Below are 11,616 nucleotides of genomic sequence, written 5' to 3'. Positions count from 1 at the left end.
CACTGTCAAAAACATACTACATTACACTTTTTCCATTTTGCACTTTAATGGGTGCTGATTTTCTGTAGCGTAACTACTTACTTGGCTTACTTTGGTCTCTGCAATTTCTGCAGTAAATGTGCCACAACTACCTTTACCTTTATAATGTATATCAAGCATGATATCTGTTGCTCGATCTGAATCCATATTAAAGAAAAGTCGTAACACCTCTACAACAAAATCCATAGGCGTATAATCATCATTTAACAATATAACGTTATACATCGGAGGTTTCACGTTATCTATTTCAATAATTTCTTCAAGTAGCTCTTGGTTGTCCGTAAGCTCTTTCCATTTACTCATATTTATATATTAGCCTGTAGATAATAATTTTGCTGTAATTTTTAAGACTATTTTAATGTTTAATCATGTTAAAAAATAGTGAAATATAACTTGACTAATAATCAAAGTATTCTAGGATTTAAGTGTGACGTTATTTTAGTCACGACTTGATTTTTAAGGTGCTTAAGAAAGACAAGTATATACCTAGTTGATTTTAAAAAAAAGGATGTAGAAGTATGGCTCAGGGTACAGTTAAATGGTTTAACAATGCTAAAGGTTTCGGTTTTATTCGCCCAGAAGAAGGTGGTGAAGATATATTTGCTCATTACTCAACTATTCAAATGGAAGGTTACCGCACGTTAAAAGCGGGACAAGACGTTAATTATGAAATAGATGCAGGACCTAAAGGTCATCATGCAGCAAGTATTACCCCTACAGATATCGAACCTACTGAAGATTAAGTTATAGGGGGAATAAAACCTTTTAGGTTATGTTTTGTTCCTCCTGACTTTTTTCATTTCAAAATGGCTTATTATTAACTTAACTAAGCTTCATATAACATCACTTCAATTTTCACTATCAAAAATTAAAACAACATATAGACAAAATCTATTCTCAAAAAAACCATATCCATTTAAATAATAAATTGATGAATTTATTACATCCCTAAATAGCAGATTCCTATTTCTATTCCTATTAACGATCTTAACGATCGCTATCAATAATTAATTTTATCGAGCTAAAGCTAAGGTTGAGGTTAAGAGTGACTTTTATTGTAATAATGTATTGAAGTGATTGTTTAGCGTTATTTATTAAGAAGGCTTACAGCTTTAATTATTGGAATAGGTATATTTTAGACAAAAAAAAGCTGAGTTCACACTCAGCTTTTTAGTATTTCTGAAACGAAGACTATGCAGAAAGTATAGCGTTTAATGTTGCACTAGGACGCATAGCTTTAGAAGCTAAAGCAACATCAGCGAAGTAGTAACCGCCGATATCTTGTGCTGGACCTTGAGCACCATTTAATTCTTGAACAATAGTTACTTCTTGTTCAGTTAACTTAGCAGCAATAGGAGTAAACTCTGCTTTTAAGTCAGCATTGTCTGATTGAGCAGCAAGTGCTTGTGCCCAATATAAACCTAAGTAGAAGTGTGAACCACGGTTATCAATTTGCGCTAACTTACGAGCTGGAGATTTGTTTTCAGCTAAAAACTTAGCTGTTGCAGAATCTAATGTATCAGCAAGTACTTGTGCTTTAGCGTTATTAGTAGTTTGTGCTAAGTGCTCTAAAGAAGCAGCTAATGCCAAGAACTCACCTAGTGAATCCCAACGTAAGTAGTTTTCTTTTTCAAACTGTTGAACATGCTTAGGAGCAGAACCACCAGCACCAGTTTCAAATAAACCACCACCGTTCATTAGTGGAACGATTGAAAGCATTTTAGCTGAAGTACCTAATTCTAAGATTGGGAATAAATCAGTTAAGTAATCACGTAAAACGTTACCTGTTACAGAAATAGTATCAAGGCCATCTTTACAACGTTTCAATGTAACTCGAGTTGCTTCATCTGGAGATAAGATTTTAATATCTAAACCAGCAGTATCGTGATCTGCTAAGTAAGTATTAACTTTCTTAATCATTTCAGCATCATGTGCACGATTTTCATCTAACCAGAAAATAGCTGGTGTTTCAGATAAACGTGAACGGTTAACCGCTAGCTTAACCCAATCTTGGATCGGTAAGTCTTTCGCTTGACACATACGGAAGATATCGTCAGCTTCAACGTTTTGTTCCATAAGCACAGTACCAGCAGCGTCAGTTACTTTAACAACACCGTCAGCAGACATTTGGAAAGTTTTATCGTGAGAACCATATTCTTCAGCTTTTTGCGCCATTAAACCAACATTAGGTACTGTACCCATAGTGGTAACGTCAAATGCACCATTTTCTTTACAGAATTCGATAGTTTCTTGATATAACGTTGCATAACAACGATCTGGAATTACAGCTTTAGCGTCTTGCTCTTTATTTGCAGCATTCCACATTTTACCGCCACCACGGATCATTGCAGGCATTGAAGCATCAATGATCACATCGCTTGGTACGTGTAAGTTAGTAATACCTTTATCTGAATCAACCATTGCTATTGCAGGGGCATCAACATAAACAGCATCAAGGTCAGCTTTAATTTCGGCTTGTTTAGCTTCATCTAAAGACTTAATTTTTGCGTAAACATCACCAATACCGTTATTTACATCAACACCTAACTCAGCAAATGTTGCTGCATGCTTTGTAAGAACGTCTTTATAAAATACAGATACACATTGACCAAACATAATTGGGTCAGAAACCTTCATCATGGTTGCTTTTAAATGTAATGAGAATAAAACACCTTTTGCTTTAGCATCTGCAATTTGCTCAGCTAAAAATGCTTTTAATGCTTTAGAGCTCATTACTGATGTATCAATAATTTCGCCAGCTAATAATGGAGTAGATGCTTTTAATACGTTTGTAGAACCGTCTTTACCAAAAAATTCTATTTTAACGTCTGTCGCAGCAGCAACAGTAACTGATTGCTCGCTACCGTAGAAATCGCCACTTGTCATATGAGCAACGTGTGATTTTGAATCAGCAGCCCATTTACCCATACGGTGAGGGTTGTTTTTAGCAAATTGTTTAACTGAACCAGGAGCACGACGGTCAGAGTTACCTTCACGTAATACTGGGTTTACAGCTGAACCTAAAACTTTAGAGTAAGCCGCTTTAATCGCTTTCTCTTCATCTGTTTTTGCATCTTCTGGAAATTCAGGTAAAGCAAAACCTTTAGCTTGAAGTTCTTTGATTGCTGCTTGTAACTGTGGAATAGAAGCAGAAACGTTTGGTAATTTGATAATGTTAGCTTCAGGTGTTTTTGCTAATTCACCTAATTCAGCTAATGCATCAACTGTTTTTTGCTCAGCAGGTAAGAAATCAGATAAGTTAGCGATGATACGAGCTGCTAAAGAAATATCACGAGTTTCAACATCAATATTTGAAGATGCAGTGAAAGATTGAATAATAGGTAATAATGAATATGTTGCTAAAGCTGGTGCTTCGTCAGTAATAGTATAAATAATCTTAGATTTAGTCATTGAATGTCCTAGTCGAGATTGACTTGAAATTACAACATTTGAAAATCAAATGAGTCATTTCACGTTTAAAATAAAATAATAATTAGAAACATTTTATCGGATTTAAAAATACTTTAATATAGCTATCGCTATCATAAATTCAATATTCGAGATTAATTACGTGAATGACCCCATAAAAATAACAAATAGAACTAGCCAACCTAGCGCTAATAAAAGAAATAATTCGCGTAAGCTTCCTGTTAACGAAACGAATAAAAATAATAAAAGTTCTAAGTACTCGGGAAAATGGAATCAAAACAAAACGGCTAAGCCTCAAGTAAAAGCATTATCAGAGGCTGAACGTAAAATTGTGCTTTTTAACAAGCCCTTTGACGTATTGAGCCAATTTACCGATGATCAAAAACGTAAAACCTTAGCCGACTATATTAATGTGAAAGAGGTATATGCGGCAGGGCGATTAGATAGAGACAGTGAAGGTTTACTACTATTAACTAACGACGGTAAACTACAACATAAACTGGCTAACCCTAAACAAAAAACAGAGAAAACCTATTGGGTTCAAGTTGAAGGCGCACCGTCACAAGCACAGTTATTAATGCTACAAGAAGGTGTAAACCTTAAAGATGGTTTAACGTTGCCAGCTAAAGTTTCAGTGATGAACGAACCTGATATTTGGCCAAGAGATCCGCCAATAAGAGAACGTAAAAACATTCCAACAACATGGTTAAGTATTTCAATAAAAGAAGGCAGAAACCGACAAGTACGTAGAATGACGGCTCATATTGGCTTTCCTACTTTACGACTTATCCGATACTCTATTGGGCAATACAACATCAATAACATTAAAAATGGCGAGTTTAGCCTTATTTAAAACGCTATAAGTAAATTTAAACTTATCTAAATAAAAGGTGTATAGCATGAACTCTATGACAAATGCTCATGGTGACGATCAATTCAAACCCAATACAACTGTTGCTGCTGTTATTGTATGTGAAGATAAATACCTACTCGTTGAAGAATTAGAGAATGGTAAAAAAGTCTTTAACCAGCCTGCAGGTCATATAGAATCGGGCGAAAATTTGATAGCTGCAGCTGAGCGAGAAATTTTAGAAGAAATAGGTCTTTCCCTTTCGCCGCAATATTTAAATGGTATTTATTATTATCACCGACCTGATTTAGCGCTTTACTTCATGCGTTTTTGTTTTGTAATTGAAGTTAATAGCCTTGCCCAAGGCATTCCTCAAGATGATGAAATCATCGCCACCCATTGGTTTACCTATGAAGAAATAAAATCCAGAACAGCAGAGCTTAGAAGCCCTATGGTTTTGCAATGTATTGAAGACTACTTAGCTCATAAAAAGCTAGGACAAAAAATACCGTTATCCACATTAAAAAGTAATATTTAGTCTGTTTACTCAAATGTACACATGCTATAATTGCGCGCCTTATTTTCTATGATTTAATTTTTGATGACTACAAACTCTACAACACAAACGCCTCCATTGAATAACATTGATCTGTCTACTAAACCGCCTTCAGAAACTAAGGTTATTGTTGGTATGTCTGGTGGTGTTGATTCTTCAGTTTCAGCTTATTTATTGCAGCAGGAAGGTTACCAGGTTGAAGGTTTATTCATGAAGAATTGGGAAGAAGACGATACCGAAGAGTATTGTGCTGCTGCTCAAGATTTAGAAGATGCTAAAGCTGTTTGCGATAAATTAGGTATAAAACTTCATACCATTAACTTTGCTACAGAATACTGGGACAATGTTTTTGAATATTTTCTTGCTGAATATAAAGCAGGAAGAACCCCTAACCCAGATATTATGTGTAACAAAGAAATCAAATTTAAAGCATTTTTAGAATTCGCTTGCGAAGATTTAGATGCTGACTACATTGCTACAGGTCATTATGTGCAACGTGCATATCAAGACGGTAAATGGGCGATGTTACGTGGCTTAGATGATAACAAAGATCAAAGTTACTTTTTATATACCTTAAGTCACGAACAAGTAGGTAGAACTTTATTCCCTGTAGGTAATATTGAAAAGCCTAAAGTACGTGAAATAGCAGAACAAGCTGATTTAATTACTCACAATAAAAAAGATAGCACAGGTATCTGTTTTATTGGTGAACGTAAATTTAAAGACTTTCTTGCTCAATACTTACCTGCTCAACCAGGTAATATAGAATCAGCTGAAGGTGAAGTTATTGGTAAACACGATGGTTTGATGTATCACACATTAGGTCAACGTAAAGGTTTACGCATTGGTGGTTTAGCTAACTCAGGTGAAGAACCTTGGTATGTTGTTGAAAAAGATTTAATACGTAATGTATTAATTGCTGGTCAAGGACATAATCACCCTCGCCTATTTTCAAAAGGTTTAGTGGGTAATCAATTACATTTGGTTAGTAGAAACGAATTAAATGAGCCAATTAAATGTACAGTTAAAACTCGCTATCGCCAAGATGACGTAGCTTGTCACTTATCTCCTATGGCTAATGGTGAATACCTAGTTATGTTTGATGAGCAACAAAGCTCAGTTACTCCAGGACAATCTGTTGTATTTTACCAAGATGATATATGCCTAGGTGGCGGTATTATTAATACACTTATCCGTTAATGGCTTTTTAAAGACTCACAAGAGAAAGTATAGAATTTATAATGAAAGAACAAACTCTCACATTAGCAGCCATATGCCAAGTAGCCTACTGGGTTCAAAAGTTATCTCGTTCTGGTCAAATAGATGAAGCAGAATTAACCATCTTACTTAACAGCATAATGAACACCTCTCCTTCTAGTACTTTAGATGTATATGGTAACGACGTTGCCAACCTAAAAGTGGGTCTTAATACACTGGTTCAGCATTTAGGTAATAAATCTAAAAACAAAGATCCTGAACTGACTCGATACGTAGTGAGTTTATTAGCTTTAGAGCGCCGTTTAAGTAAAAGTAATCAAAAGATGTCTGCCCTTGGTGACAGAATCGAACAATGTGAACGTCAGTTAGCACATTATGAAATAAACAGCGAAACACTTAGCTCAAGTATTGCCAGCATTTACAGCGACATCATCAGCCCTTTAGGCACACCAATCCAAGTAGCTGGCGAGCCTGACATTTTAAAGCAACCAATCAATCAACATAGAATTAGAGCTTTATTATTAGCGGGGATACGTTCAGCCGTATTGTGGAGACAAGTTGGCGGAAAACGTCGAAATATTTTATTTGCTCGTTCAAAAATAGTTGAATGCGCAGAAACATTACTAAAACAAATAGCGTAATGCTGTTGTTTTAAAACATACTATTTAATTTTAATTTGGGAAATATCATGGAACTTTCAGCATTAAGTGCTATATCACCAGTTGATGGTCGATATGGCAGCAAAACTAAAGCCTTACGTCCTATATTCAGTGAGTTTGGTTTAATAAAATACCGCGTTACTGTTGAAGTACGTTGGTTACAAAAATTAGCAGAAACAGCTGAGATTGCTGAAGTTCCAGCTTTCAGTAGTGAAGCAAACGCTGTATTAAATGCTATTGTAGATAATTTCTCAGAAGAAGATGCACTAAGCATAAAAAAAATTGAAGCAACCACAAATCACGATGTAAAAGCTGTTGAGTATTTCTTAAAAGAAAAAATTGCTGATAACGCTGAATTAAACGCAGTAACAGAGTTTATTCACTTTGCTTGTACTTCTGAAGATATTAATAACTTATCTCACGGTTTAATGTTAACTGAATGTCGTACAACCGTATTATTGCCTGTTATTGACGAAATTTTAGCTGAAGTAAAAGCTTTAGCCGTTGAATATCAAGCTATGCCTATGATGTGTCGTACTCACGGTCAACCTGCTTCACCTAGTACTATGGGTAAAGAAATGGCAAACGTTTACGTACGTTTAAAACGTCAACGTGATCAAATTGCTAGTGTTGAAATGTTAGGTAAAATTAACGGCGCTGTAGGTAACTATAATGCTCACATATCTGCATATCCAGAAGTTGATTGGCACCAGTTTTCAAACGAATTTGTTACCTCTTTAGGTTTAACATGGAATGCGTTTACTACTCAAATTGAACCACATGATTACATTGCTGAATTGTTTGATGCTATTGCTCGTTTCAATACCATCTTAATTGATTTTGATCGTGATATGTGGGGCTACATTGCACTAGGTCACTTCAAACAGAAAACAGTCGCTGGCGAAATTGGTTCTTCAACCATGCCACATAAAGTTAACCCAATTGATTTCGAAAACTCTGAAGGTAACTTAGGTATTGCCAATGCTATATTTGGCCACTTAGCACAAAAACTACCTATTTCTCGCTGGCAGCGTGATCTAACAGATTCTACTGTGTTACGTAATTTAGGTGTTGGTTTTGGTCATGCTGTTATTGCTTATGCGTCAACATTAAAAGGCATCAGCAAACTACAAGTTAACGAACAAGCATTATTAGACGAATTAGACAAAAACTGGGAAGTATTAGCAGAACCAATTCAAACGGTAATGCGTCGTTACGGCATTGAAAAACCATACGAGAAACTTAAAGAATTAACACGCGGTAAACGTGTTGATGCTGATTCAATGCGTGAGTTTATCGCTACATTAGATATGCCTCAATCAGCTAAAGATGAATTAGCACTGATGACTCCAGCGTCTTATATTGGTCGCGCTATCAGCTTTATTGCTGAACTAGACTAGTTAAAGCAAGGTGCTTTTCGTTAAGTTTAAGCCTACCGTTAAGTACTAAGTTAATAACAAATTAAGCACATTAAAAAAGCTAAGTAATATGATTACTTAGCTTTTTTGTTTCTAGTACATTAACTATTTCATTCATGTTAACTCAGATGTCAGTTAACACTCTAAATTACACCTTGGCGGTTTCACTTTCTGCTGATAATTCTGTTTGTGTGGAAGACCAAGCATTTAAAATAGCTTTAACTAATGTCGCTAACGGAATAGCAAAGAACACTCCCCAAAAGCCCCACAGTCCGCCAAAGAAGATCACCGCGATAATGATAGTAACGGGATGTAAGTTAACAGCCTCAGAAAATAATAAAGGCACTAATAAATTTCCATCAAGCATTTGAATAATACCGTAGGCAATCATTACATAGCCAAACTCAGCCGAAAAACCAAATTGAAATAAAGCTACAAGTACAACAGGTAATGTCACAATAGTAGCGCCAACAAATGGCACAAGCACTGACAAACCGACTAACACACCAAGTAATACCGCATAATTAAGCCCTAAGAATATAAAGGCAAGTGTTGAGGTTATACCAATAATGAGTATTTCAATAACCTTACCTCGAATGTAATTCATGATCTGTTGATTCATTTCATTGCCTACTTGCAACGCCATTCTTCTGTCTTTAGGTAAGAACTTAGTAATGTTTAATAGTAAGGCTTTTTTATCTTTCAAAAAGAAGAACACCATCAAAGGCACAAGAATAAGGTAGATCATTAAAGCCACTAAATCCGAAATTGAATTTAACGAAGCTTTTAAAATAACTTTACCCCACTCTATTAGTTTTTCATTCACCATTTTGATCATACTTTCAATTTGATCAGGCGTTACAATCTCAGGGTATTTATCTGGAAGCGTTAATAAATACGTTTGTCCTTCAGATAACATATGTGGAAATTCTTGTACTAAATTACTGGTTTGTTGCCACATTACAGGCACTAACCCTAACATCGTCATTAACGTTAAGGTGACAAAAGCACACACCACGATAGTAACTGACCCCGTACGCGAACCACCCACTTTCTGTAACTTGTTTACAGGTAGGTCGAGTAAAAAGGCAATAGAAATAGCCACAAAAACAGGCATCAAAAGATGACTTAAAAAATACACGAACAATGAAATACTAATTAAAACCATCAGTAATGCGATAGCACTTGGATCAGAAAAGTGGCGCTTATACCAATTAGTGAAAAGTTGAACCATAAATAAACTTACCTGTTTTCTATCAGTAATTCGACAATACCATTATCTGATACTGTACTTGAGAATGGATATCCTGCTTGTGTTAAATACTTAGGGATATCATTTTTTGAACCTTTATCTGCAATACTAATCAAACATTTATCATTAATTTGCATTTTTTTTAAAATCACGCGCATTTTAACTAAAGGAAGTGGACACTTTTCATCTGTTGCATCGTATTTATGTAACATAAACGCTAACTTACCTCCTTTAGTTTTATATTTAAAAGACGCTCTAAAATATAGAAAATGAGACTTATAAACAATGACAAAAGTTAACATATAACAGACTTGTCGGATATATAAATAATTTACTTAAATTCGCCTTAATCAAATGTAACAAAAAGGTAATTTACAAGGTCTATTCATTATTACAGTATGTTTTTAAGTTCTCGTTTAATAAAACGATTATGCAAATGTTACGAAGAATTTTGCATTTAAAGTAAAAGTATAGGCAATATATTTTTAACAATAGAAGTCAATACGAATTACATCAACAAGCTTTCACTTATTTTGATATTATTGTGCTCTAATAGCTAGGTATATATGCTATAAAATATAGATGCACTGTTATTTCTACACATTACTAGAGGTTATTGATTTCAATATTTATTTCGAGTGTAAATGTTAAATCAAAAAATTTAATTATCAGTATGTTAAAAACAAAAAAATTAATCTTATCGATGGGGCTATCACTAGCTTTAATTACGATTCCTACAATTGCTCAAAATAGTAAAAACAAGTTGCCTTCAATTGGAGCAGCGGGTTTTAGTGCTTTATCTATAGATAAAGAGCAGTTGATTGGTAATGCAATGATGAGACAAGTACGTGCATCACAACCTATATTGCATGATCCTGTTTTAATTGAATATATTAATAGCTTAGGCAACTTACTTGTTAAAAATGCTAACGATGTTAATTACGCTTTTGATTTTTTCATAATCAATTCAAAAGAGCTAAACGCTTTTGCATTTTTTGGTGGTCACATTGGCATACATAGTGGTTTGATCACAACTGCCTCTGATGAAAGTGAGTTAGCATCAGTTATTGCTCATGAAATATCCCATGTTACCCAAAGACATTTAGCCCGAAGACTCGAAGAACAAACCAGAAACTCAATCTTTATCAATGGCAGGTATTGCCAGTGGTATATTACTCGCCTTGGTTAACCCTGGTTTAGGAATGGCAGCTTTAAGTACCTCACTCGCTTTAACTCAACAAGCAGGTATTAACTATACACGCGGCAACGAAAAAGAAGCTGATCGCGTCGGTATTGCTTTACTCGCAAACAGTGGCTTTGATCCAAAAGGCGCGCCTAACTTTTTTGGCAAGATGGCTGAACAGTACCGATACGTGAGTAAAGTACCCGCTATGTTATTAACGCATCCATTACCTGACTCTCGTGTGTCTGATGCGAGAATAAGAGCACAAAACTACCCGAGTGTTAATCTTAAGCCAAGCTTAGCCTTTGAATTAACGCAAGCAAGAATAACTGCACGATACGAAAACAATTCAAAAGCTAATGTGAGTAAGTACGAAGACATATTAAGAACACAAGAATACAAAATTAAAGAAGCGGCTCTTTATGGATTAGCCCTTTCTCATTATGAAAATAAGTCGGCTATTAAAGCGAGAGAAATATTAGAAAGCTTACTTAAAGCTGATCCTAATAATTTATATTATGTTGATGTACTTTCAGATGTTTATATAGAGACTAAACAATTTGATAAAGCCATCACCTTACTCAGCCGTTTAAATTCGCTTATGCCGAATAATCAAATTGTTGCTCTTAACTATGCCAATGTTTTACAAGAAGCCAATGAATTAGATAAAGCCAGTCACATCTTACAAGACTTGTTAATTGCACAACCCGAGCATTTTGTTGCATACGACTTATTAACAACTATTTATAGAAAACAAGATAAAGTCGGTTCTATGCATGCAGCTAAAGCAGAAGTTTTTGTATTATTAGGTATTTATCCAAAAGCGATAGATGAATTACAAAATGGAATTAAATTTTCTAAAGATACCCCCTTGTTTCAAAAGCGTCTAAAAGCGAGAATACTCCAGCTAAGAGAACAAGAAGAAAAACTGAAAAGATTATAAAATAAAACAGGCTGAATAATTAACCATTCAGCCTGTTGCTATTCAATATTGAAATAACATTAAAGAGTC

Annotated in this window: 12 protein-coding genes; 8 read left to right on the top strand and 4 right to left on the bottom strand. The window is 34.9% G+C overall.

Annotation, left to right across the window (positions count from 1 at the left end; all coding sequences use genetic code 11):
* Positions 1-21: 21 nt before the first annotated feature.
* Complete coding sequence (gene clpS / locus ACPUVN_RS04475; protein ID WP_426357823.1) at positions 22-342, bottom strand: ATP-dependent Clp protease adapter ClpS; 321 nt, start codon at positions 340-342, stop codon at positions 22-24.
* A gap of 215 nt (positions 343-557) precedes the next feature.
* On the opposite strand from clpS, the gene cspD reads away from it, so the two are divergent.
* Positions 558-782 (top strand): cold shock domain-containing protein CspD, encoded by a 225-nt coding sequence (cspD, locus tag ACPUVN_RS04470; RefSeq protein WP_304368159.1) that lies wholly within the window; start codon positions 558-560, stop codon positions 780-782.
* Between the two features lie 448 nt (positions 783-1,230).
* On the opposite strand, the gene ACPUVN_RS04465 is transcribed toward cspD, so the two are convergent.
* Positions 1,231-3,450, bottom strand: a complete 2,220-nt coding sequence (locus tag ACPUVN_RS04465; protein ID WP_426357824.1) for an NADP-dependent isocitrate dehydrogenase — start codon at positions 3,448-3,450, stop codon at positions 1,231-1,233.
* Between the two features lie 160 nt (positions 3,451-3,610).
* Here ACPUVN_RS04465 and ACPUVN_RS04460 point away from each other — a divergent pair, with 160 nt between their 5' ends.
* The 5 genes from ACPUVN_RS04460 (at position 3,611) to purB (ending at position 8,151) form a co-directional block, all read left to right on the top strand.
* The gene (locus ACPUVN_RS04460) at positions 3,611-4,321 is read left to right on the top strand and encodes a pseudouridine synthase (RefSeq protein WP_426357825.1); all 711 of its coding nucleotides are present in this window, start codon (positions 3,611-3,613) and stop codon (positions 4,319-4,321) included.
* A gap of 46 nt (positions 4,322-4,367) precedes the next feature.
* Complete coding sequence (locus ACPUVN_RS04455; protein WP_426370052.1) at positions 4,368-4,856, top strand: NUDIX hydrolase; 489 nt, start codon at positions 4,368-4,370, stop codon at positions 4,854-4,856.
* Positions 4,857-4,919: 63 nt separating this feature from the next.
* Complete coding sequence (mnmA, locus tag ACPUVN_RS04450) at positions 4,920-6,074, top strand: tRNA 2-thiouridine(34) synthase MnmA (protein WP_426370051.1); 1,155 nt, start codon at positions 4,920-4,922, stop codon at positions 6,072-6,074.
* 41 nt (positions 6,075-6,115) lie between these two features.
* Complete coding sequence (gene hflD, locus ACPUVN_RS04445) at positions 6,116-6,733, top strand: high frequency lysogenization protein HflD (RefSeq protein WP_426370050.1); 618 nt, start codon at positions 6,116-6,118, stop codon at positions 6,731-6,733.
* Between the two features lie 47 nt (positions 6,734-6,780).
* Entirely contained in the window at positions 6,781-8,151 is a 1,371-nt protein-coding gene (purB, locus tag ACPUVN_RS04440) for an adenylosuccinate lyase (RefSeq protein ID WP_426357828.1), read from the top strand.
* A gap of 166 nt (positions 8,152-8,317) precedes the next feature.
* On the opposite strand, the gene ACPUVN_RS04435 is transcribed toward purB, so the two are convergent.
* Entirely contained in the window at positions 8,318-9,403 is a 1,086-nt protein-coding gene (locus ACPUVN_RS04435; RefSeq protein ID WP_426357829.1) for an AI-2E family transporter, read from the bottom strand.
* A gap of 8 nt (positions 9,404-9,411) precedes the next feature.
* Positions 9,412-9,633: a sulfurtransferase TusA family protein gene (locus tag ACPUVN_RS04430; RefSeq protein ID WP_426357830.1), complete on the bottom strand. Its 222-nt coding sequence runs from the start codon at positions 9,631-9,633 to the stop codon at positions 9,412-9,414.
* Between the two features lie 461 nt (positions 9,634-10,094).
* Here ACPUVN_RS04430 and ACPUVN_RS04425 point away from each other — a divergent pair, with 461 nt between their 5' ends.
* Together ACPUVN_RS04425 and ACPUVN_RS04420 are read left to right on the top strand one after the other, a co-directional pair.
* Positions 10,095-10,610, top strand: a complete 516-nt coding sequence (locus ACPUVN_RS04425; protein ID WP_426370049.1) for a M48 family metalloprotease — start codon at positions 10,095-10,097, stop codon at positions 10,608-10,610.
* Positions 10,570-11,547 carry a tetratricopeptide repeat protein gene (locus ACPUVN_RS04420; RefSeq protein ID WP_426370048.1) on the top strand — a complete coding sequence of 326 codons (978 nt, stop codon included), beginning with the start codon at positions 10,570-10,572 and terminating at the stop codon, positions 11,545-11,547. The genes ACPUVN_RS04425 and ACPUVN_RS04420 overlap by 41 nt, the downstream gene beginning before the upstream one ends.
* Positions 11,548-11,616 lie beyond the last annotated feature (69 nt).

Source organism: Pseudocolwellia antarctica (assembly GCF_049933045.1).
Classification (GTDB): domain Bacteria; phylum Pseudomonadota; class Gammaproteobacteria; order Enterobacterales; family Alteromonadaceae; genus Pseudocolwellia.
Note: the sequence above shows the minus strand (reverse complement) of the source record. Positions and strands in the feature narration are given on the sequence as shown.

What these genes read in the sequence shown, in the direction of transcription:
- cspD (WP_304368159.1), top strand. Translation starts at nt 558, where the DNA reads ATGGCTCAGGGTACAGTTAAATGGTTTAACAATGCTAAAGGTTTCGGT.
- ACPUVN_RS04465 (WP_426357824.1), bottom strand. Translation starts at nt 3,450, where the DNA reads ATGACTAAATCTAAGATTATTTATACTATTACTGACGAAGCACCAGCT.
- hflD (WP_426370050.1), top strand. Translation starts at nt 6,116, where the DNA reads ATGAAAGAACAAACTCTCACATTAGCAGCCATATGCCAAGTAGCCTAC.
- ACPUVN_RS04430 (WP_426357830.1), bottom strand. Translation starts at nt 9,633, where the DNA reads ATGTTACATAAATACGATGCAACAGATGAAAAGTGTCCACTTCCTTTA.
- ACPUVN_RS04435 (WP_426357829.1), bottom strand. Translation starts at nt 9,403, where the DNA reads ATGGTTCAACTTTTCACTAATTGGTATAAGCGCCACTTTTCTGATCCA.
- mnmA (WP_426370051.1), top strand. Translation starts at nt 4,920, where the DNA reads ATGACTACAAACTCTACAACACAAACGCCTCCATTGAATAACATTGAT.
- purB (WP_426357828.1), top strand. Translation starts at nt 6,781, where the DNA reads ATGGAACTTTCAGCATTAAGTGCTATATCACCAGTTGATGGTCGATAT.
- ACPUVN_RS04420 (WP_426370048.1), top strand. Translation starts at nt 10,570, where the DNA reads ATGGCAGGTATTGCCAGTGGTATATTACTCGCCTTGGTTAACCCTGGT.
- clpS (WP_426357823.1), bottom strand. Translation starts at nt 342, where the DNA reads ATGAGTAAATGGAAAGAGCTTACGGACAACCAAGAGCTACTTGAAGAA.
- ACPUVN_RS04425 (WP_426370049.1), top strand. Translation starts at nt 10,095, where the DNA reads ATGTTAAAAACAAAAAAATTAATCTTATCGATGGGGCTATCACTAGCT.
- ACPUVN_RS04455 (WP_426370052.1), top strand. Translation starts at nt 4,368, where the DNA reads ATGAACTCTATGACAAATGCTCATGGTGACGATCAATTCAAACCCAAT.